We start from the raw sequence: 20,433 nt of genomic DNA, 5'->3' as shown, positions 1-20,433 counted from the left end.
GTTTTAGCTTTGCGCTTAGTGCAAAAGGCAATAAGCAATGTTGCACAAATTGTGCTTATGTTAATGAAAAGGCTTAAAGCGTTTTGCCAAAAGCCGGCTGTTTTTTTTAATATTCATCCTCATTCCAGAGGAAATCATCATCGGTTGGGTAATCGCTCCAAACTTCTTCGATAGACTCATATATTTCCCCTTCATCTTCGATGGCTTGAAGATTTTCTACCACTTCCATTGGTGCACCTGTTCTAATTGCGTAATCAATAAGTTCTGCCTTCGTCATCGGCCAAGGTGCGTCACTTAAATAAGAAGCTAATTCTAATGTCCAATACATATCATATAATTTTTTGCAAAAGTATAAAAATAGGCGACATAAAAAAGGTTTTTGTCGCTGATTTTCAATAAATTTTGATTTTTTATTGTTAATTTAATCACGAACCATTTTTCAAAAACCATTCCACAAATTTTTTTATGCCATTTTGGAAGTGAGTGGTTGGATGATAGCCAATTAATGACCGTGCTTTGGTAATGTCGGCATTGGTTTTTTGTACATCACCGGGTTGTAATGGCAGAATTTTTTTGGTGGCTTTTTTATCTAAATTTTCTTCGATCGTTGCAAGCATCTGATTCAGATTGATGACTTCGTTTTCACCAAGGTTAATAATTTCATACACATTTTGATGGGTTTCTAAATAGTGGATAGATTTTAAAATTCCATCGATAATGTCGTCAATATAGGTATAATCTCTTGCCGTAGAACCGTCGCCATAAAAAGGAATTTCTTGGTGGGAATTAATAAATGTGGTGAATTTAGAGATCGCCAAGTCGGGTCTCTGTCTCGGTCCGTAAACAGTGAAAAACCTTAGATGAACCATGTTAATCCCATACAGATGATGGTAAACGTGACCTAGAATTTCAGTGCATTTTTTTGTTGCTGCATAAGGTGAAATCGGTTCGTCAACTGCATCTAATTCGGAGAAAGGAATTTTACTGTTATTGCCGTAAACACTTGAACTTGAAGCATTCAAGAATTTAGTGATGTTAAACGCTTTGCAAAGTTCCCAAAGATTCATCGTGCCTTTTATATTAACTTCCTGATAAGCCATTGGATCTGCAATTGAAGGACGAACTCCTGCCAAAGCTGCTAAATGAATGATTGCATCAACTTTATGTTTCGTAAAAATTTTCTCTAAACCTTCTTTATCCCGAATATCCTGATAATAAAGGTGATATTTTTTCGAAGAGGTTTCGAAAATAAGTTTTTGAATATCCAACTCTTTTTCGTGGAAAGAAAATTCCAAAGTTTTGCCGATGGATTCTAAAGTATTTTTAATTTTTATTTGGTAATCATAGAAATCATCAAAATTGTCAATGTTAATGACAGAATGTCCGTTTTTCAACAGATGTTGCACCAGATGAGACCCAATAAATCCGCTTCCGCCTGTAACGATATAGTTCATTATGTATTTTTAGAATGCTAAGGTAAGGATTTAATAAAAAAATCTACACTTTTTTAATGGGTACAATTAGGGCATAATAAGAGTTTTTTGAATGCTAATCCAGGCTTTCACGACCTTTGTTGAAAATTAATGAAGGCTCTGCTCGTATTTTTTAACTCAATAAAATAGGAGATATGCAGTTTTGGAAAAGTTGTTTTCATACTTTTGTTTAAAATAATTGCATGATAGATTTCCGAAGACTTATTGTTTTACCAAAAGAGGAAGATGAAGAGGTTACTTTTTCAGAAATACAAGAAGGTGTTTTTTTCAGGGGTCACAATTTGTGGCTTTTGGTCATCTCGATGGGTATTGCCTGTATTGGTTTAAATACGAACAGTTCAGCAGCGGTGATTGGTGCAATGCTTATTTCGCCACTGATGGGACCGATTGTTGGAGCTGCTTTCGGCTTATCGATCGGAAACCGACTTTTGATAAGATTGGGAATTGTCAACTGGATTTTAATGATTGTCATCGCATTATTTTCTTCTACCATGTACTTTCTTATTTCTCCTTTTCATGCAGAGACGGCACAACTTGAAAGTTTTAAAACAGCGACAATTTTCGATTGTTTTCTCGCTTTTTTAGGCGGACTTGCGTGGTTTCTTGGTATTGTGAGAAAAGAAGCCATTAAAGTAATTGCCGGTGTTGCAGTATCTACAGCTTGCATCCCGCCGCTTTGTACTGCGGGTTTTGGCATTGCAAATGGCAACTGGGAGTATTTTTGGGGTGGATTTTATTTCTACCTCATCAATTGTTTTTTTATTGGTGTAGGTTCATTCGTTCTCAGTATTGTTTTGGGTTATCAAAAATATTACCTCAACAAAAATAAATTCAGGAATCTAAAGTCATACATGATGATTGGATTGATTTCGGCTGTCATTCTGATTCCAAGCATTTTACTTACAAAGAAAAAATGGGATCGGGAAAAACTGAAAGAGAGATCCGACCACTATATAAAAAGTATAAAAACAAACCATCCCGAACTTGCCATTATTAGCTACGAATCATTCCAAAATAAAGGAAAGAATTTTTTAAAAGTAACGGTGCTTAATGATAGCATGACCCTGGAAAAAAGCAGATTAAGTGATCATGATAATATGGTGAAAGATATCCATCTGATTTGGCAATATTCACCACGACAGGAAAATAATCAAAATCCGGAAGTGAAAAATCTTCAGACACAGATTTCGGCTTTGCAGGAAGAGATTCAACAAATAAAATCGCAAAATAATCGTAACTGATCTTAAAATTTTATCTTTACCAAAAGTATCAATCACTATGCAGTTTCAAGGGCAAATTTTAAAAATGATCACGCAAAACGCGAAACCCATTCAATACTTTCTCAACCTGTCTTCAGATTTGATCAATATGAATCAGTTGATCGGTAAGAAAATCACCCTCAAACATGTCGGGTACGAATGCGTAAACTGTGGTAATGATGAGAAAATTTACCGCATGGGATTTTGTAAAAGATGCTTTTTCGAAAGTCCGTACGCAAGTGAGACCATTATTCGTCCCGAACTTTCGACCGCACATTTAGGAATCGGCGAAAGGAATCTGGAAGTAGAAGAATCCATTCAGCTTGTGCCACATATTGTCTATCTTGCATATACAGGCGACGTGAAAGTGGGCGTTACAAGAGAAACTCAAATCCCAACAAGATGGATTGATCAGGGTGCAACTTTCGCAATTCCCATTGCAAAAACACAGAATCGGTATGAAGCAGGAATGATCGAAGTGGCTTTGAAAGAACATTTTGCCGATAAAACCAACTGGCGAAAAATGTTAGAAGACGATTATGAAGATGATCTAGATTTAGCTGATTTCCGCGAGAAAGTGCAAGAATATTTCCCAGAGGAATTCAAAAACTATTATTCCATAGACCACGAAATGTGCAAACTGGATTATCCTTATGTCGCGCCAGAAAAAATCAATTCTTTTACCCTGGATAAAAAACCAGAGTTTGAGGGAATTCTACAAGGTATCAAAGGACAATACCTTTCTTTCGAAGGTGGTGATTTTATCAATATTCGTGGGCATGAAGGATATGTGATTGAAATGAAAATCGAGTAATTCTGCAATTTTACCAATTCACTTTACCATCTTTGAGCAGTTCACGATCCTTTGATAAGATTTTTTTTGCATGTACTAAAGAAAATTAAGTTCGATCGTTTCAATTCTCATTTGTAATGGCACAAAATTTTTATACGGATGATCATGAAAAAAAAATACCTTAAAATTTTTTCGATTGTCGCAGGAATCGTACTCCTTCTTTTTATTTTTGCAAATTTTGGATTAAATTTTTGGCTGAAACATCACCTTCCGAATTACATCAAATCTCAGTCAGAATACGTGGTAACGTACAAAACCCTCGATGTTGATCTGGGAACTGGAACTGTTTTTTCTACCGGAATCACCATTAACAATAAAAATCCTGACCGTACGGATAAAATAGGTTTGCAGGGAACGGTCGATACGCTTTCTGTGGCCAGATTAGGTTTTTACGATATGGTTTTCAATAAAACTATTAATATTTCTGATCTTAAACTAGCAAGTCCAAACCTCAATATTATACTCCCAAAATCACGCGATAAAAAAGGGCGCACCAATAAAAATGAATTTGCTTTCAAAAATATCACCATCAACAATGGAAATATTCAGGTTTATCAATCCACCAAACAAAAGGCTTTTTCGGTTCGTGATCTAAATTTAAAGGTAGAAAACCTGCAGATGAATGACGATTCCATGCAAAACAAACTTCCATTTACTTTTGATCACTATACGGTGAATGGGAAAAACTTGTTTGTTCGTCCCGATAATATTTACGCTTTTACCGCAAAATATATGTCCACAAAAGAAGATCAGATCAGTGTCAAAGAATTGGCAGTGATTCCTTTGCTTTCTTATCAAAATTTTAAAAGATTTTATCCTGAAAAAAGAAATCTGTTTGATTTTAAATCTTCTGAAATGGAGTTTAAAAATATCGCACTGAAAGATAATAGAATTAATTTACAGAAAGTTCGTTTTGAAAATCCAGAACTCAAAATGTTCACAACCAATGTAAAATCTCCAGAAAAAAAGAAAAACTTTCCCTACGAAGTGCAACTGGATGATGTTCTCCTTAATAATGCCAAAATAAATATCGTAAAACCAAACGGATCGCCCTTATTTTCCGCCGGAAACCTCACGCTGAATATCAACCAACTGGTCATGAACGAGGAAACTGCAAAAGGCAATATTCCTTTTCAATACAATGATTTTAAAATAGTCGGGAAGCAAATTAATTATGTTTCGAATTCTGAAAATGTAAAAGCTGGTGCAGTTTCAATTTCGCCAAAATGGGCAGATTTTAGAAATCTTTCTGTCAATCCCACTGTTTCAACTTCAGATCAAACTTTGCTCGATTTTACGGTGCAAAATGTTAATTTAAAAATTAAAGAGTGGAATTTCCGAGATCGCAAACTGAAATTCAACATCGAAAATATATTAGTGAACGGACTGAACGGAAAAATTGTTGGTGCAGAACATCCGAAAACTAAAAAGCCAAACTTTGAAGGAGTTTCTTTTCCGCTCATCATTAAAAATGTGAATTTAAAAAATTCAAATCTTACGTATTCGAAAGGCAATCAACCATTAATTTTAAAGGATTTGAATGCAAATGTGCAAAATATCCAATGGGATGAATCGCGCGGTAAAGGGACTGTTCCGTTCACAATAGGTTTTTACAGTCTATCGAGTCGTAATTTTAAGTATGAAACAAAATTCTATCATTTATCTTCCTCATTATTAAAATGGAATAAAAATGCGGCTCAGATTTCTAATTTCGCCATGAAACCAAAAGTTTCCAGAGCACAGTTTATTCGAATGATTCCTACCGAGAAAGATTTGTACACCATTACTGCAAATCAAATTTCGATGAAAGGCAATTGGGATTTTCTTTCTGCGCAACCATTTTTAAAGGCTTCTCAAGTGACTTTAGGCGAAGTGAACGCCAATATTTTCAGAAGTAAAATTCCGAAAGATGATCTCACCGAAAAACCGTTGTATTCAAAATTATTAAGAAGTATTAAATTCCCTTTGCTGATTGAAAATTTGGATCTGAAAAATTCAGTTTTAACTTACGAAGAAGATACCAAAAAGAGTGATGGACCCGGAACACTCACCTTCAATCGATTTAATATGAATGTGAAAAATATCAATTCTGGGAAGATGAAAGGGAATTCTTCGGTGGTTCCGATCGCGATTAATTGTCTTTTTATGAATGCATCGCCTATGAATGTAAAATGGACTTTTAATACAGCAGATTTAACGGACTCGTTTTCGATCTCCGGAAATGTTGGCGATTTACCAGCTGCGAGAATTAACCCTTTTATTGAACCTTACCTGAAAATTCGCGCAACGGGTTTTATCTCTGATCTCCTTTTTAGTTTTAAAGGAAATAGAGAAGGACTCACCGGAAGTTTGAAGATGAAGCATGAAAATTTAAAGATTTCGGTTTTGAAAAAAGATGGTGAGAAAAACACGGTACTTTCGGCGGTGGCAAATATTTTTGTAAAAAGCAATTCTGGTAATTATCCAGAATCTGTTGAAGTAGAAAAAGTGGAGCGCGACAAGACCAAATCTTTTTTCAACTTATTTTGGCGTGGAATTGAGCAAGGATTAAAGAAAACGCTCATCGGTAAAAATGCGCCAAAAACTGAGAAAACGATTAAGGAAACCATCGGTAATACCAAATCTGCATTGGAAGAGAATAAAAAAGTCTTGAAGCAAACAAAACTAGAAGTAGCAGAAAAAACAGGGTTAATCAAAGAGAAAGTTCAACAAACCAAAGAAAAAATAAAGGAAAAAACCGATTTCGAAAAAATATTCAAAAAAAAACCCAGGTCGTAAATACCTGGGTTGGATTATGTTTTATTCAAAGTCATATTCGGGGTTTTCTTCTACCGGAACCTTTCGAAGAAAATTATCAAATTCTTCTCCATTGTGATTGCTTTCTGCGCCATAAGCATCTAGAATCGTAGAAAGTTCACCCTCTTTATCTTCCAATAAATACAAGACTGCGTTGTCATCAGGATTGCTGTCGCCTTCGAAGCGGTAAGATTTTACAATCCTAAGATCTTCAGGTTGATACATTTTTTCGTCTTTCCCCAAAATCATTTGGTGTTGATCATTCATGGTGATTTCTTTCGTAATACCGCGTTGAATCAAAATATTTAGAACTTGGGAGAGTGTTTTTAAGTTATGATTGTCCATGATGTTATATTTAATTAGTAAACGTATCAAATAAAGGACCACGAAAAAAACGAACAACGTAAATAAAACATGATCTCCTCTCATCAGAATAACGCGACGGTTAATTAAACGCTGAACTTAAATATTTAGATGGGTCTTATTTAGATGGGTCTCAACTTCATTTGTGAAACCAAAATGCTGTGTTATAGCAAGAGGATTATTGCTGTGGAAGAAACGCAAAGCGAGGCGTAATTAAAATTTTTATTGATTATAAAAATAAAAAACGCTGCTAATCAAATGATTAACAGCGTTTGAAGTACCTCGGACGGGACTTGAACCCGTACATCCTTACGGACACAGGATTTTAAGTCCTGCGTGTCTACCAATTCCACCACCAAGGCAAAGTGGAGAGCGAAAAACGGGATTCGAACCCGCGACCCCGACCTTGGCAAGGTCGTGCTCTACCAGCTGAGCTATTTTCGCATAGCTAATTTTCTAAAAATTTAATAAAAAATATTTCAAAAAAATCGTGCGGATGAAGGGACTCGAACCCCCACGCCGTGAAGCACCAGATCCTAAGTCTGGCATGGCTACCAATTACATCACATCCGCAAAATGAACTTCTTTCCTTTTTTTGTGAGTGCAAATATAAATACTTTTTCTCTTCTAACCCAATAAATTTTCATTTTTTTTATTTTTTTCAAAATTTTAAAACTCTAGCTTCTCTATCTCTTCTTAATTTCTTACTTTTACACCTTTATATAATCAATTATGGAATTACAAGGAATAGTGAAAAAATTAGGTGAAGTTCAGACTTTTCCGAGCGGTTTTCAGAAAAGAGAAATGGTTGTAGTGACCGAAGAACAATATCCACAACCGATCAGTATCGAGTTTCTTAAGGAAAAAGGAGATCTGCTGAATCAATTGAAGGAAGGTGATAAAGTAAAAGTTTCCATTAATATTGGAGGTAGAGAATGGACTTCTCCTCAAGGTGATGTGAAATATTTTAATTCAATCACAGGTTGGAAAGTAGAAAAAGTAGATTCAAATGATTTCAATGAGCCTACTTCTGCAAAACCAGCAGATTCGCAAAGCACTGCATCTAAAACAGATGTCTTTGCTGAAGAAGATGACGATTTGCCGTTCTAGACTTATTAAGTAAAAAATACATCATAATCCTGCTTTCCAAAAAGCAGGATTTCATTTTGAAAATGATTCTTCTCGATCCTCATATCATTTCTTTTCCAGACCCAGAATCTACTGATTCGGAGAGTGGCTTATTGGCAATTGGAGGCGATTTGTCCGCAGAAAGAATTCATTTTGCGTACCAATTAGGTCTCTTTCCATGGTTTAATCCGGGAGAAGAAATCTTGTGGTGGTGTCCAGATCCACGGTTTGTTCTTTTTCCGAATGTGGTAAAGATTTCCAAATCAATGAGAAAAATTCTGCGCGACGAAGTTTTTAGTTTTACAGAAAATAAATTTTTTCGGGAAGTCATAGAAGAATGTCAGAAAACCTTTAGAAAAGACCAAGACGGAACCTGGATTTCCGATGAACTCATCAATTCTTTTGTTGAACTTCATCATTTAGGAATCGCAAAAAGTATCGAAGTTTGGCAAAATGAAGAATTGGTGGGTGGATTTTATGGAATTCAAATTGGTCATGTTTTCTGTGGCGAAAGTATGTTTGCCAAAGTGAGCAATGCTTCAAAAGCCGGGTTTATTAATTTTATTCAAAACAATAAAGAAAATTTAGAGTTAATTGACTGTCAAATTTTTTCCGAACACTTGGAAAGTTTGGGAGCGAAAATGATTTCTAAAAAAGACTATTTAACAATTTTAAAAAGAAATAATGAATCCTGAAAAAGAAAGATGGGTTTTACTGGTGGTACTTTCCATCATCTGGGGTTCATCATTTATCCTCATCAAAAAATCTCTGGAGCATTTCACTCCTTATGAAGTAGGAGCGTTGCGCGTTTTAATTGCGGGGATTGTTCTTCTCCCTTTGGCAATTCTGAACATCAAAAAATTCCCCAGAAAACATTTGAAGTGGTTAATTATTGCGGCAGTGACGGGAAATTTTATTCCAATGTTTCTTTTTCCGATTGCCGAAACTCAAATCAGCAGCAGTATTGCTGGAATCATCAATTCGATGATGCCCATCTTCGTTATTATTGTGGGAACTCTTTTTTGGAAATTTTCTACCAGTAAAAGACAATTAATTGGCGTTGCAATAAGTTTTTCCGGAGCCTGCATTTTAGCGCTTTCCGGAGGAGAAAGTGGCGAGTTGAAACTTATTCCAATTGTGCTTTTGCTTCTAGCGACTTTGTGTTACGCAATTTCTACTACCACTGTAAAATCAAAGCTTCATGAGATTCCTGCGAAAATTTTGTCGGCTTTTGTTTTTTCTTTCGTATTAATTTTGCCCTCTCTCATCACTTTGGTGTTTTCGGGATTTTTTAATAACCTTCATGCGAATGAGAATCTCTTTGTAGGATTGGGATTTGTGAGTTTACTTTCAATTTTTGGTACTGGTTTGGCGATGATGCTCAATTATCGTCTTCTGAGTATTTCAACCCCATTATTTGCTTCCACAGTAACTTTGTTGATGCCGGTTGTTGCAGTGATTTGGGGGATCTTAGACGGGGAGAAATTAACACCAATGCAAGGTTTAGGAGGTGTTGTAATTTTGGCTGGATTAATTTTCCTGCGAGCAAAACCTCTGGTCACAAAATAAAAAAAACTGCAATGCCCGAAAGCATCACAGTTTGAAATAAATCTAATAAAAAGTAAAAATGAAAGGCGACAAAGATATATTTTGTTTTATTACAATGCAAATTATTCTTTAATAATTTTAAAATTGTTTAAAAACCGTTCACCCTTTTTAATATTTCCCTAAATTAGCGTCATGTTTATCAAAGATTATATCTCCAAAGATTATCCTGCATTTAATTCTAGCGACCGAATTGAGGATGCAAACGAAATCGCAAAAGAGTTTGGTTATTCGCACATTTTTGTTAAAAAGAAAGGCATTTATCAAGGCGCAGTCAGTCAATCTTTTTTAGAAGAAAGTCCAGAAGGTAGTCTCGGTAGTTTGGCGGTGCATTTTGAGAAATTTGCGATTCTAGATGATGGCAATTTATTAGATTCCATCAATCTTTTCCATGCTTTTAATGCAAACGTAATTCCTGTAATTTCTAGGGTCGAAAAATATGTGGGATACCTTTCCTGTGACGATATTTTTAATGAGTTTTCGAAATATCCACTTTTTTCCGAAAATGGAGCAGTGATGATTGTTCAGACCAATGATATGCACTATTCCTTCACCGAAGTCTGCAAAATTGTAGAATCTAATAATGGCAAGATTTATGGGTGTTTTGTGAATCAGATTGGCGAAGATTTTATTCAAATTACCTTGAAAATAAATAGTGAGAATCTCAGTTCTATCGATGAAACTTTCGAGAGATATGGGTACAATGTAGTTCACAAATACTATGATGATGAAAAAGAAGAATTGATGAAAGACCGATTTGGTTTTTTTCAAAAATATCTCGAATTTTAACTAATGAAATGCCATTTCCGTTGGTTGAATGAAAATAAAATGGTGTTGGTTTCCCATCTGACCAATAAAAAAATTAGAATCATCAGATGAAAGTAGCAATCTATTCTCAAAAAAGCGATTTAGATACTTTTCTGTATTTAAGCAAATTTGTGTCTGAACTTGAAAAACGCGGCGTTCAGGCAATTCTTAATGAAGAAATGGCAAATTCGATGCAATTTTCCAAAGAGTTCGAAACTTTTGCGGGCAAAGAAGATTTAAAGGAAAAAAAAGTCGATCTGTTTTTTACTTTCGGCGGCGATGGAACGATCGTAACTTCTCTTCTTTTTATTCAGGATTTAGAAATTCCGGTGGTTGGTGTGAATACCGGTCGGCTCGGGTTTTTGGCAAGTTTTACGAAAGAAGAAATTTTTCTGGAGCTTAATGATATCATTAATGGTAACGTGAAAATCAGCAGAAGATCGGTCATTGAAATCGTTTCGCCTAAAAATGCCTCATTTTTTCCATACGCTTTAAATGATATTACGATTTCCCGAAAGGAAACTACGGCGATGATTACCGTAGAATCCTACATCGATGGTGAATTTCTAAATGTTTTTTGGGGCGATGGTGTTATTATTTCCACACCAACTGGCTCTACAGCGTATTCTTTAAGTTGCGGTGGACCAATTATTACGCCGACCAACCAAAATTTTGTCATCACTCCAATTGCGCCCCATAATTTAAATGTGCGTCCTTTAATTGTGAATGATGATGTAGAAATTCGCCTGAAAGTAGAAAGTCGCGTTCCACAATATTCCCTTTCCTTAGATTCGCGATTAATCCACATGGAAACCGATGTAGAGATTGTTTTAAGGAAAGCGCATTTTCAAATTTTGTTGATTCATCCTAATAATCTCAGTTTTTACGAAACCATTCGCCAAAAATTGCTTTGGGGAAAAGACAAAAGAAACTAACCTTTTTCGCATAAAATCCCTAACTTTACACTTCTAAATTTTTAGTTAAAAATCTTTTAAAATATAAATTATGAGCAGACTTTTTCCGGCAGGTGTTGCCACAGGACAATTGGTTACCGATATTTTTAATCACGCAAAAGAGAACAACTATGCACTTCCAGCAGTGAATGTAATTGGTTCCAGCAATGTAAATGCAGTGCTAGAAACTGCAGCGAAATTGAATGCTCCGGTGATTATTCAGTTTTCTAATGGCGGTGCCGCTTTCAATGCAGGAAAAGGGTTGAGCAACGACGGTCAAAAATCTGCTATCTTAGGCGCAGTTGCCGGTGCAAAACATATTCATACTTTGGCAGAAGCGTACGGAGCAACCGTAATTTTACATACCGATCACTGCGCAAAAAAATTATTGCCTTGGATTGATGGATTGATGGATGCGAACGAAGAGTTTTTCGCACAAACAGGAAAATCCCTTTATTCATCACACATGTTGGATTTATCTGAAGAACCGATCGAAGAAAATTTAGATATTTCTTGCAAATATTTCGAGAGAATGGCGAAAATGGGCATGACCTTAGAAATTGAATTGGGCGTAACTGGTGGTGAAGAAGATGGGGTAGATAATACCGATGTTGATTCTTCTAAATTATACACACAACCCGATGAAGTTGCTTATGCTTACGAAAGACTTAATGCGATTTCTCCAAATTTCACCATTGCTGCTGCTTTTGGAAATGTTCACGGAGTTTACAAACCCGGAAATGTGAAATTGACACCGAAAATTTTAGATAATTCTCAGAAATATGTTCAGGAAAAATTCGGAACAGGTGAAAAACCAGTTAATTTTGTTTTTCACGGTGGATCTGGTTCTTCAGTAGAAGAAATTAGAGAAGCGGTAAGTTACGGAGCCATCAAAATGAATATCGATACTGATCTTCAATTTGCTTATACCGAAGGAATCAGAGATTATATGGTCGAAAAACTAGACTATCTAAAAACACAAGTAGGAAATCCTGAAGGGGACGAAAAACCAAACAAAAAATTCTATGATCCAAGAGTTTGGGTTAGAAAAGGAGAAGAAACTTTTTCTACAAGATTAGAGGAAGCTTTCCGTGATTTAAATAATATCAATACGCTTTAATTATAAATTTTAGATTTTAAATTTTAAATGAGTTACTCGTTTTTAATTTAGAATCTAAAATCTAGAATCTAAAATTAAGAAAAATATGGCATTCGACTGGTTTAAAAGAAAAACGCAAAATATCACCACTTCTACGGAAGACAAAAAAGATGTTCCCAAAGGACTTTGGCATCAAACTCCGACAGGAAAAGTAATCGAGCACGAAGAACTGAAAGCCAATAATTACGTCTCTCCAGAAGATGGTTTCCACGTGAGAATCGGAAGTACAGAATTTTTCTCAATCCTTTTTGATGAAAATAAATATACCGAACTCGATGCGAATGTAGAGAGTGTAGATATGCTGAATTTCAAAGATACCAAGTCGTATGCAGACCGTTTGAAAGAAGTAAAATCGAAAACCAAACTCACCGATTCTATCAGAAATGCAGTTGGAAAAGTGAATAATACCGAAATGGTAATTTCTTGTATGGATTTTAGTTTTATCGGTGGTTCATTAGGATCTGTGATGGGCGAAAAAATCCGTAGAGCAGTCGATTATTGTATCGAACACCGACTTCCTTACATGATTATTTGTCAGTCAGGTGGTGCAAGAATGCAAGAAGCGACTTATTCCTTGATGCAATTGGCGAAAGTACAATCAAAATTAGCTCAACTTTCTGAAGCCGGACTTTTATACATTGCGTATTTGTGCGATCCAACTTTTGGTGGAATTACCGCTTCTTTCGCGATGACTGCAGATATTATCATGGCAGAACCAGGAGCTTTAATCGGTTTTGCGGGACCAAGAGTAATTCGCGAAACCATTGGTAAAGATTTGCCGGAAGGTTTTCAAACTTCAGAATTTTTGCAGGAAAAAGGTTTCGTCGATTTTATTGTAAAAAGAACCGAAATTAAAGACAAAGTTTCTAAAACAGTGAATCTTTTGGTTCACTCTTAAATAACAATTACAAATTCATAAAATCTCACCTCTATGGAGGTGGGATTTCTTTTTTATGAGGAATATTTCAATAATATTTAATGCTTTACGATCCCTTAGTTTCGATAAAATAAAGAAAGTGATGGGATTAACGCTTCCGCATCCTTTATTTTCGATAATGGGTTTTTATGCGATTCTCAGAAGTTTTTCTTTGGCTCAAAAGCATTTTCCGAAAACCCATTCTAACAATGGAATTGGGAACGCATTTCGGCATTCGCTCTGGAATTGTCTTATTTTGATGTACTGTTGCAAAATTTCTTCCCCCCAAAAAGCCTTAGATTATTGCAAAAAAATGACCGATTTGCACGAAGAACTCTTTCCCAATGAACCCCTAGAAACCAAGATGGATTTGCACAATAACCAAGTAGGAATCAATCTTTTCATGGAACTTCTTCCCGGGATTCACCGCCAGTTTTTTGAAACCAGTTTCTTTGTAGAAAAATTGATGCAGAAAACGAAAACCGCAAAAATTTTAGAAAAATTAGAGGATGATTTTGGTGATGAATTGGTTTATTTAAAGGAGTAGTGCCTCTTCAATGATTTCCGATTGTTCAAATATCTTACTTTTTTGATACTTTATATAGTTTTCCGCTATCTGTAATTCCATACAAGTTTCCATCTGATCCATTCAAAACATCACGGAATCTTTCTTTTTGATCTTCTAAAAGCCATTCTTCACCGACTACTTTATTGTTTTCGATCACCAAACGGATTATTTTCTCACCACTTAGACCTCCTAAAAACAGATTGTTTTTCCATTCATTGATGTTTCCCGTGTAGAATGTAATTCCACTCATTGATATTGAAGGATCCCAATAATAAACGGGTTGCTCTGTTCCTTCTTTTTGCTGAATTCCGGCGCTAACTTTCGTACCGCTGTATTCTCTTCCATACGTTACATCGCCCCATCCGTAATTTTTGCCTGGATTGATGAGGTTAACTTCGTCGCCACCTTTTGGACCCATTTCCGCTTCCCAGAGTTGTCCTTTTTCATCTAGCGCCAAACCTTGTGGATTTCGGTGTCCGTATGAATAAATTTCAGGTTTATATTTCGAATTTCCGATAAATGGATTTCCTGGAGCGGTTTTTCCCTCTTTCGTTATTTTTAAAATTTTACCCAAATAAGCCATGGTGTTTTGCGCTAAAGGTCTGGTTTCTATATCTGAACGTTCTCCTGTACTTACATAAAGATGTCCGTCTTTGTCAAAAACCAACCTACTTCCATAATGCAGTTTACCATCATAACTTGGTGTTGCATGAAATATGACCGTAGGATTTTCTATTTTTTTCTCGTCATTTGAAAGTCTTCCTTTTCCAACCGCCGTATTATTTCCGTTCGCTACAGATTCAGAAAAGGTAAAATAGATCATTCTGTTGTTTTTGAAATCGGGATCCAAAGCAACATCTAATAAACCGCCTTGTCCTCTGTCATCAACTTCTGGAAAACCTTCAACCTTAGTGATGGTTTTTCCATCAGCTGAAACAATATTCATATACCCTGATTTTGATGTAATCAGAAACCGGCCATCGGGAAAGTTTACAATTCCCCAAGGTTTTTCTAAGTCTTCATTAATGATGTCAACTTTGTAAGCAGTTTTGGTTTTTACACCTTGTGTTCGGGTTTGACCAGCGAAAGCAGGTTCATATTCAGGTGAATTTTTATCTGCTGTTTCAGGATTTTTGAGCGGAGAATTCTCTGAAACACCAGTCTTTTGTAAGTCGATTTTAGCTGAGTTACCGGTACATGAAATGCACGCAATTAAATTGAAAAGCAAAATAGAAGTTGAAATTAAGGTTTTCATATAAATATTTAATTGTATTACCATCAAAAAACATTCCCCTACGAAAATCTAAATCATTGCTATCGTACAGAAATTTGAATTGATGCACTACTTTAAAGGCAATCACACTGAAAGCAGATTAAGGATCACTACCAAGAACGCCGGATTTTCTGAACGGAATTACCCCGATTTAAATACTCAATGTTCATCATTTACAATCAGGGATTTAAAAAGTATTTCGCAACATTTTTATTTCCGTAATTTTACGCCATGAAATTTCAGCTTCATTCAGAATACAAACCAACCGGCGATCAACCTCAAGCAATTGAAAAGTTGACGGAAGGTTTGAATATTGGCGAAAAATACCAAACCCTTCTCGGAGTTACCGGTTCGGGGAAAACATTTACGGTTGCCAATATTGTACAAAATACTCAAAAACCGACCATTGTTTTGGCGCACAATAAAACATTGGCGGCTCAGCTTTTCGTAGAATTCAAAGAGTTTTTTCCCGAAAATGCCGTTGAATATTTTGTTTCGTACTACGATTATTATCAACCGGAAGCTTTTATCGCTTCTACCAACACTTATATTGAGAAAGACTTATCCATCAATGAAGAAGTAGAGAAATTGCGGCTTTCTGCCATTGCCAGTTTACTTTCCGGAAGACGCGATGTTTTAATTGTTGCTTCGGTTTCCTGTATTTACGGTGTTGGAAATCCCACAGAATTCAACAAATCCTTAATTTCCATTGAGAAAAATCAAAAAATGACGCGAACCAATTTGCTTCATTCTTTGGTTAATGCTTTGTATTCCAGAACGCTGAATGAATTTCAGCGGGGAACATTCCGCGTGAAAGGAGATGTTGTTGATGTTTTTCCGGCATATACCGATAATGCGATTCGGATTCAGTTTTTTGGCGATGAAATTGAAACCATTCAAAGTTTCGATCCTGTTTCTGGAAATGTGATGGATGTTTTTGAGGAGATGCAGATTTATCCCGCAAATCTTTTTGTAACCTCGAAAGAAACGCAGGTAAGTGCCATTCGAGAAATTCAGGATGATTTGGTGAAACAAGTGGATTTCTTTACAGAAATTGAAAAACCTTTCGAAGCAAAACGCCTTCAAGAAAGAACCGAACTCGATTTAGAAATGATGAAAGAACTTGGTTATTGCAGTGGAATCGAAAATTATTCGCGCTATTTTGACGGAAGATTACCCGGTTCCCGACCGTTTTGTTTGTTGGATTATTTTCCGAAAGATTTTTTGATGGTGATTGATGAAAGTCACGTTACCATTCCGCAAGTTCACGCCATGTACGGAGGTGACCGAAGCAGAAAAGAAGTTTTGGTGGAACACGGATTTCGTCTTCCCGCTGCGATGGATAATCGCCCTTTAAAATTCGAAGAGTTTGAAGGCGTACAAAATCAAGTCATTTATGTTTCTGCAACTCCAGCTGATTACGAATTGGAAAAAAGTGGTGGAGAATACATCGAACAGCTTATTCGTCCGACAGGATTATTGGATCCGATTATTGAAGTACGTCCTTCCATCAACCAAATCGATGATCTCATTGAAGAAATTCACAAACGAACAGAAGTTGATGAGCGCGTTTTGGTGACGACTTTAACCAAAAAAATGGCAGAAGAACTCACGAAATATTTCACAAAATTTGGAATCAGAACCCGATATATTCACTCCGATGTAGAAACTTTGGACCGAATTCAGATCATGCAAGATTTACGACTTGGTATTTTTGATGTTCTTGTTGGTGTTAATTTATTGCGAGAAGGATTGGATTTACCGGAGGTTTCTTTAGTGGCTATTTTGGATGCAGATAAAGAGGGAATGTTGAGATCAAGAAGATCGATGACACAAACGGTGGGTCGTGCTGCGAGAAATCTCAACGGAAAAGCGATTATGTATGCCGATAAAATGACCAAATCAATGAAGGCAACGATTGATGAAACCATTTATCGCCGACAAAAACAAATGGAATATAATGAGAAGCATGGCCAAGTTCCAATGGCTTTGAATAAAAAAATATCAGAAGTTTTGGTGGGACGTGCAAAAGATTTCCCGGATGAAAAATATACCCAAAAAGAAATTCTAAAACAGGTTGCGGAACAAAGAAGTACTTATGCAACTGAAGATATCACGAAACTCATTGCTGAAAAACAAAAAGCGATGGAAGCTGCCGCGAAAAATCTTGATTTCATCAAAGCTGCTAAATTGCGCGATGAACTTGCAGTTTTAAAAGCGTAGAGGAATTATTCTAAAACCTAAAAATTTTCTTTTTAGGTTTTTCATTTGAAATTGGTCCCCGAAGTGGGGTTAAAAGATCCATCAAACCATTCATTTTGATTTCATAAATGGTAGAAAGTTGCATTCCTAATTTTCCAGGTGGCATTCCTTCTCGCTGAAACCATTCTAAATAATTAATGGGAAGATCTGCCAAAACAGTTCCTTTATATTTCCCGAAAGGCATCTCGACTTTGCAGATTTCCTGCAGTATATCTGGGTTTAAACCTTCTATCATTATTTCTGTTTTCTCTTAAATGGATAAATCTATTTTCTTTTCGATTTCTTTGGGTTCGGGAAGAATCAACTCGTTTTCATCATCTGCAAACTCATCTCTGTACACCTGAATCAACATGATGGTGATCGAAATAAGTATCGGTCCAAAAATCAATCCCATAAATCCAAATATATTTAATCCGAGAATAATTCCGAAAACGGTATTTAGGGGATGAATGTTTTCTAATTTTTTCAACAGCGTAAAACGCAATAAATTATCGGTGAGTCCCACTACAACTACACAATAGACCGCTAATCCTAAACCTGTTCCTGTATTTCCTGATGCAATCATAAAAATACAAACCGGAAGATAAACAATTGCAGCTCCTACAATTGGAATCATCGAAGCAATGACCGTTAAAGCAAACAGTAATATTGCACTTGGTGCATCAAAAATAAGATAACCAATCAGCGCAATAATTCCTTGTCCAATCGCTACTACAGGAATTCCAATTGCATTGGCAATAACCATTTTCTGAATTTTTTCTCCCAATAAATTTACATTCGATTTTTTCAAAGGTGCCGAACTTTTAACAAGTCTTTCAAAAAGTCGAGGTTTTTCCAACATAAAATAAAGGATAAAATACATGGAAGCGATGATGGTAAGTGTATTAAAAGTAGAACTCAAAGCATTGGTGGAGAATTTTCCAGCGGTAGTTTTTAATTGAGTGATGTTTTCTTTGCTTAGAATATCAATTTTTACTTTTTGGTACACGAAATCGTGGATTTTATCAATGAAAATATTGAATTTTCCCATGTACGCATTTGCGTTTCCCAGTTTTTCAACCAGTAAATCTGCGATAAAATAAATAGGCAAAATCAAGACAATCAAAGTTCCAACAATGATAACAAGAGAAGAAACCCAAGGTTTCCAGTTTTTTATTTCCTGCAGATATAGATTGTATTTTCTGGTAATGATATACAACGTAATTGCGCCCAAAATGGAAGGAATAAATAGAGCCAAATTAAAACAAATTAAGCCTCCAAGAATGATAATTACCAACAGCAAAAAAATCTGTTTGATGGTGACCTCACTGATCTGATCTTTAATAGTAGACATATTTTTGATTTTAAAAAAAACAACAGAAATTTCTGTTGTTTTCAAATGTACATATATTTAAATAAGGAGCTCTTTGCCGCGAAATTTATTTATTTAATTCATAAGGTGTTCCACAAAAAGCAGAATACAATGAATATTTTACAGACATGTTAAAGCCCATTGTCAATAAAATTCCGACGCAACAAAGAATAATTCCTGACACCGAAATTAGCCAAGACAAAAGAATCGCACCTAAAAAAATGCCAAAGTTGGAATTGGTAATAGAAAATGATTTTTTTAAGGCATCAATCGCTGTTTTATTTTCAAAAAAGATGATCGGCAAACCAATGAAAGAAGCGATATAAATATAAATTCCGGGTAAAACACACAGATATAATCCGATGGTTGCAAGCAAAGTTACCATTGCGCCATATAGAATCAAATTCATGGTGTTTTGTCTAAATCCGATAAATAAATCTGAAATATCAATCTGTTTTCTGAAATTGTATTTGTGCGCGATATACATTAATCCCGCATTCAAAGGATACAAAAGCGCTCCGAAAACGACGCCCAATAATCCTGTTAAAACGCGACTGCCAATCCCCATATTAGATTGCATTTCCGAAATGGTTTCCATATCAATCGATTCGCCATTTTTTACACTTTCGATAATTTCTTTATAAGCATCTACATTTTCAGAAGATCCTGGCAAAAAAATGGAAAGAATACCATAAGCAATTGCGCCAATCAAAGCATAAAGTAACGTGTAGCCAAATATTCCTTTGTAATTTTCCCACGCATGAGAAATAATCGATCCGACCTCGGTTATTGGAGCTTGACCTTGTCGATCAAATTCACTGAAATTTTCCATAGTTTTAATTTTTAATGTTTCCCAAATTTAAAATTTAAATACGAAAATCATTACAATTAAAATGATATTTAGCCGATTTCTTTATAAATATGTTGGTAAAGTGCATAAACCATTGCATTCCAAAACGGAAAAGTGAGCAGGAAACCGATCCCAAAAAGCAGCAATCCACTTAAGCCGAAAATCAAAGCAACAACACAACCTATTGCGATCATTCCGAAATTTTTCTTCAACGCTTTTATCGTTAAACCGATTCCTTCAAAGGTCTTCACATCCATGAAAAACATAAGTGGAATAGAAAATAGTGTAATCAAAAGCCAGAATATACCGAGTAATAAAAAGGCATTTGCATACGTGAAAATGATGATCCAGAACAGATAGAAACCAAAAAATTTGAAAAAATCAAATCCCAAATAACCCGCAAAAAGATCATTCGTAGAAATAGGTTCCTTCAAATCTATTTTTCTAAAGATTTTGTAAAGCCCCACATTTAGAGGGTTAATCAGAGCTAAAAGGAAAAAGAAAGCCAAACTGAAATTTCTTGCTTGAGGCAATCTCGCAATTTCCTCCATTTTTTTATTGAAGGCAGGAAGATCGGTTCTTACCAAATCGCTGTATTTCGAAAACTCGTCCCAAAGTCCAAAATATTTGAAGAGATAAAAATATCCGATAAAAAATAATGAAAAATAGAGCAAACTGTAGAACAGTTGATAAATTAAAGTTTTATTCCAGTACCAAAACGCGGTTTTCAGAATTTGTTCAATGCCAGATTTTCGTGGATCGTTGTTTTCCATGGCGCAAAAATAATCTTTTAAGTT

Annotated in this window: 20 protein-coding genes and 3 tRNA genes; 12 read left to right on the top strand and 11 right to left on the bottom strand. The window is 35.6% G+C overall.

Annotated elements, in window-relative coordinates; translation table 11 throughout:
- Positions 1-106: 106 nt before the first annotated feature.
- Positions 107-328 carry a DUF2795 domain-containing protein gene (locus BW932_RS06710; protein ID WP_015807225.1) on the bottom strand — a complete coding sequence of 74 codons (222 nt, stop codon included), beginning with the start codon at positions 326-328 and terminating at the stop codon, positions 107-109.
- Positions 329-425: 97 nt separating this feature from the next.
- Positions 426-1,454, bottom strand: a complete 1,029-nt coding sequence (locus BW932_RS06705; protein WP_076386681.1) for a GDP-mannose 4,6-dehydratase — start codon at positions 1,452-1,454, stop codon at positions 426-428.
- Between the two features lie 221 nt (positions 1,455-1,675).
- On the opposite strand from BW932_RS06705, the gene BW932_RS06700 reads away from it, so the two are divergent.
- The 3 genes from BW932_RS06700 to BW932_RS06690 all read left to right on the top strand — a co-directional run bounded on the left by BW932_RS06700 (position 1,676) and on the right by BW932_RS06690 (position 6,383).
- Positions 1,676-2,734, top strand: coding sequence for a DUF389 domain-containing protein (locus BW932_RS06700; RefSeq protein ID WP_076386679.1), 1,059 nt, complete (start codon positions 1,676-1,678; stop codon positions 2,732-2,734).
- Positions 2,735-2,771: 37 nt separating this feature from the next.
- On the top strand, positions 2,772-3,566 hold the full coding sequence (locus BW932_RS06695; RefSeq protein WP_076386677.1) for a DUF2797 domain-containing protein: 795 nt from the start codon (positions 2,772-2,774) through the stop codon (positions 3,564-3,566).
- A 144-nt stretch (positions 3,567-3,710) separates the two neighbouring features.
- Positions 3,711-6,383: an AsmA family protein gene (locus tag BW932_RS06690; RefSeq protein ID WP_076386858.1), complete on the top strand. Its 2,673-nt coding sequence runs from the start codon at positions 3,711-3,713 to the stop codon at positions 6,381-6,383.
- 21 nt (positions 6,384-6,404) lie between these two features.
- On the opposite strand, the gene BW932_RS06685 is transcribed toward BW932_RS06690, so the two are convergent.
- The 4 genes from BW932_RS06685 to BW932_RS06670 all read right to left on the bottom strand — a co-directional run bounded on the left by BW932_RS06685 (position 6,405) and on the right by BW932_RS06670 (position 7,337).
- Positions 6,405-6,746, bottom strand: a complete 342-nt coding sequence (locus BW932_RS06685) for a hypothetical protein (RefSeq protein WP_076386675.1) — start codon at positions 6,744-6,746, stop codon at positions 6,405-6,407.
- A gap of 296 nt (positions 6,747-7,042) precedes the next feature.
- A tRNA-Leu gene (locus BW932_RS06680) sits at positions 7,043-7,126 on the bottom strand.
- Between the two features lie 9 nt (positions 7,127-7,135).
- Positions 7,136-7,208: transfer RNA gene (locus tag BW932_RS06675), tRNA-Gly, on the bottom strand.
- Positions 7,209-7,255: 47 nt separating this feature from the next.
- Positions 7,256-7,337, bottom strand: a tRNA-Leu gene (locus BW932_RS06670).
- 159 nt (positions 7,338-7,496) lie between these two features.
- On the opposite strand from BW932_RS06670, the gene BW932_RS06665 reads away from it, so the two are divergent.
- From BW932_RS06665 to BW932_RS06630, 8 genes are all read left to right on the top strand, one after another.
- Positions 7,497-7,874: a DUF3127 domain-containing protein gene (locus tag BW932_RS06665; RefSeq protein ID WP_076386673.1), complete on the top strand. Its 378-nt coding sequence runs from the start codon at positions 7,497-7,499 to the stop codon at positions 7,872-7,874.
- A 62-nt stretch (positions 7,875-7,936) separates the two neighbouring features.
- Positions 7,937-8,587 (top strand): leucyl/phenylalanyl-tRNA--protein transferase, encoded by a 651-nt coding sequence (aat, locus tag BW932_RS06660; RefSeq protein WP_076386671.1) that lies wholly within the window; start codon positions 7,937-7,939, stop codon positions 8,585-8,587.
- Positions 8,577-9,461, top strand: a complete 885-nt coding sequence (locus BW932_RS06655; RefSeq protein ID WP_076386669.1) for a DMT family transporter — start codon at positions 8,577-8,579, stop codon at positions 9,459-9,461. Before aat ends, BW932_RS06655 begins: the two co-directional genes overlap by 11 nt.
- A 171-nt stretch (positions 9,462-9,632) precedes the next feature.
- Complete coding sequence (locus BW932_RS06650; RefSeq protein WP_076386667.1) at positions 9,633-10,286, top strand: CBS domain-containing protein; 654 nt, start codon at positions 9,633-9,635, stop codon at positions 10,284-10,286.
- An 86-nt stretch (positions 10,287-10,372) separates the two neighbouring features.
- Positions 10,373-11,239 carry an NAD kinase gene (locus BW932_RS06645; RefSeq protein WP_076386665.1) on the top strand — a complete coding sequence of 289 codons (867 nt, stop codon included), beginning with the start codon at positions 10,373-10,375 and terminating at the stop codon, positions 11,237-11,239.
- A gap of 70 nt (positions 11,240-11,309) precedes the next feature.
- Positions 11,310-12,377 carry a class II fructose-bisphosphate aldolase gene (gene fbaA, locus BW932_RS06640; RefSeq protein ID WP_076386663.1) on the top strand — a complete coding sequence of 356 codons (1,068 nt, stop codon included), beginning with the start codon at positions 11,310-11,312 and terminating at the stop codon, positions 12,375-12,377.
- A gap of 85 nt (positions 12,378-12,462) precedes the next feature.
- Positions 12,463-13,314, top strand: a complete 852-nt coding sequence (accD, locus tag BW932_RS06635; protein WP_076386661.1) for an acetyl-CoA carboxylase, carboxyltransferase subunit beta — start codon at positions 12,463-12,465, stop codon at positions 13,312-13,314.
- Positions 13,315-13,369: 55 nt separating this feature from the next.
- Positions 13,370-13,879, top strand: a complete 510-nt coding sequence (locus BW932_RS06630) for a DUF6973 domain-containing protein (RefSeq protein ID WP_076386659.1) — start codon at positions 13,370-13,372, stop codon at positions 13,877-13,879.
- Positions 13,880-13,913: 34 nt separating this feature from the next.
- Here BW932_RS06630 and BW932_RS06625 read toward each other — a convergent pair whose 3' ends face one another.
- Positions 13,914-15,155 carry a PQQ-dependent sugar dehydrogenase gene (locus tag BW932_RS06625; protein ID WP_076386857.1) on the bottom strand — a complete coding sequence of 414 codons (1,242 nt, stop codon included), beginning with the start codon at positions 15,153-15,155 and terminating at the stop codon, positions 13,914-13,916.
- 249 nt (positions 15,156-15,404) lie between these two features.
- Here BW932_RS06625 and uvrB point away from each other — a divergent pair, with 249 nt between their 5' ends.
- Positions 15,405-17,396 carry an excinuclease ABC subunit UvrB gene (gene uvrB / locus BW932_RS06620; protein ID WP_076386657.1) on the top strand — a complete coding sequence of 664 codons (1,992 nt, stop codon included), beginning with the start codon at positions 15,405-15,407 and terminating at the stop codon, positions 17,394-17,396.
- A gap of 10 nt (positions 17,397-17,406) precedes the next feature.
- Here uvrB and BW932_RS06615 read toward each other — a convergent pair whose 3' ends face one another.
- The 4 genes from BW932_RS06615 to BW932_RS06600 all read right to left on the bottom strand — a co-directional run bounded on the left by BW932_RS06615 (position 17,407) and on the right by BW932_RS06600 (position 20,409).
- On the bottom strand, positions 17,407-17,670 hold the full coding sequence (locus BW932_RS06615; protein ID WP_076386655.1) for a DUF3820 family protein: 264 nt from the start codon (positions 17,668-17,670) through the stop codon (positions 17,407-17,409).
- A gap of 15 nt (positions 17,671-17,685) precedes the next feature.
- Positions 17,686-18,768, bottom strand: coding sequence for an AI-2E family transporter (locus tag BW932_RS06610; protein WP_076386856.1), 1,083 nt, complete (start codon positions 18,766-18,768; stop codon positions 17,686-17,688).
- Between the two features lie 85 nt (positions 18,769-18,853).
- Positions 18,854-19,618, bottom strand: a complete 765-nt coding sequence (locus BW932_RS06605) for a hypothetical protein (RefSeq protein ID WP_076386653.1) — start codon at positions 19,616-19,618, stop codon at positions 18,854-18,856.
- Between the two features lie 68 nt (positions 19,619-19,686).
- Complete coding sequence (locus tag BW932_RS06600; RefSeq protein ID WP_076386651.1) at positions 19,687-20,409, bottom strand: hypothetical protein; 723 nt, start codon at positions 20,407-20,409, stop codon at positions 19,687-19,689.
- Positions 20,410-20,433: the final 24 nt, after the last annotated feature.

Origin of the sequence: Kaistella chaponensis, assembly GCF_900156725.1 — a bacterium.
Taxonomy (GTDB): Bacteria; Bacteroidota; Bacteroidia; order Flavobacteriales; family Weeksellaceae; genus Kaistella; species Kaistella chaponensis.
Note: the sequence above shows the minus strand (reverse complement) of the source record. Positions and strands in the feature narration are given on the sequence as shown.

What these genes read in the sequence shown, in the direction of transcription:
- BW932_RS06710 (WP_015807225.1), bottom strand. Translation starts at nt 328, where the DNA reads ATGTATTGGACATTAGAATTAGCTTCTTATTTAAGTGACGCACCTTGG.
- BW932_RS06705 (WP_076386681.1), bottom strand. Translation starts at nt 1,454, where the DNA reads ATGAACTATATCGTTACAGGCGGAAGCGGATTTATTGGGTCTCATCTG.
- BW932_RS06700 (WP_076386679.1), top strand. Translation starts at nt 1,676, where the DNA reads ATGATAGATTTCCGAAGACTTATTGTTTTACCAAAAGAGGAAGATGAA.
- BW932_RS06695 (WP_076386677.1), top strand. Translation starts at nt 2,772, where the DNA reads ATGCAGTTTCAAGGGCAAATTTTAAAAATGATCACGCAAAACGCGAAA.
- BW932_RS06690 (WP_076386858.1), top strand. Translation starts at nt 3,711, where the DNA reads ATGAAAAAAAAATACCTTAAAATTTTTTCGATTGTCGCAGGAATCGTA.
- BW932_RS06685 (WP_076386675.1), bottom strand. Translation starts at nt 6,746, where the DNA reads ATGGACAATCATAACTTAAAAACACTCTCCCAAGTTCTAAATATTTTG.
- BW932_RS06665 (WP_076386673.1), top strand. Translation starts at nt 7,497, where the DNA reads ATGGAATTACAAGGAATAGTGAAAAAATTAGGTGAAGTTCAGACTTTT.
- aat (WP_076386671.1), top strand. Translation starts at nt 7,937, where the DNA reads ATGATTCTTCTCGATCCTCATATCATTTCTTTTCCAGACCCAGAATCT.
- BW932_RS06655 (WP_076386669.1), top strand. Translation starts at nt 8,577, where the DNA reads ATGAATCCTGAAAAAGAAAGATGGGTTTTACTGGTGGTACTTTCCATC.
- BW932_RS06650 (WP_076386667.1), top strand. Translation starts at nt 9,633, where the DNA reads ATGTTTATCAAAGATTATATCTCCAAAGATTATCCTGCATTTAATTCT.
- BW932_RS06645 (WP_076386665.1), top strand. Translation starts at nt 10,373, where the DNA reads ATGAAAGTAGCAATCTATTCTCAAAAAAGCGATTTAGATACTTTTCTG.
- fbaA (WP_076386663.1), top strand. Translation starts at nt 11,310, where the DNA reads ATGAGCAGACTTTTTCCGGCAGGTGTTGCCACAGGACAATTGGTTACC.
- accD (WP_076386661.1), top strand. Translation starts at nt 12,463, where the DNA reads ATGGCATTCGACTGGTTTAAAAGAAAAACGCAAAATATCACCACTTCT.
- BW932_RS06630 (WP_076386659.1), top strand. Translation starts at nt 13,370, where the DNA reads ATGAGGAATATTTCAATAATATTTAATGCTTTACGATCCCTTAGTTTC.
- BW932_RS06625 (WP_076386857.1), bottom strand. Translation starts at nt 15,155, where the DNA reads ATGAAAACCTTAATTTCAACTTCTATTTTGCTTTTCAATTTAATTGCG.
- uvrB (WP_076386657.1), top strand. Translation starts at nt 15,405, where the DNA reads ATGAAATTTCAGCTTCATTCAGAATACAAACCAACCGGCGATCAACCT.
- BW932_RS06615 (WP_076386655.1), bottom strand. Translation starts at nt 17,670, where the DNA reads ATGATAGAAGGTTTAAACCCAGATATACTGCAGGAAATCTGCAAAGTC.
- BW932_RS06610 (WP_076386856.1), bottom strand. Translation starts at nt 18,768, where the DNA reads ATGTCTACTATTAAAGATCAGATCAGTGAGGTCACCATCAAACAGATT.
- BW932_RS06605 (WP_076386653.1), bottom strand. Translation starts at nt 19,618, where the DNA reads ATGGAAAATTTCAGTGAATTTGATCGACAAGGTCAAGCTCCAATAACC.
- BW932_RS06600 (WP_076386651.1), bottom strand. Translation starts at nt 20,409, where the DNA reads ATGGAAAACAACGATCCACGAAAATCTGGCATTGAACAAATTCTGAAA.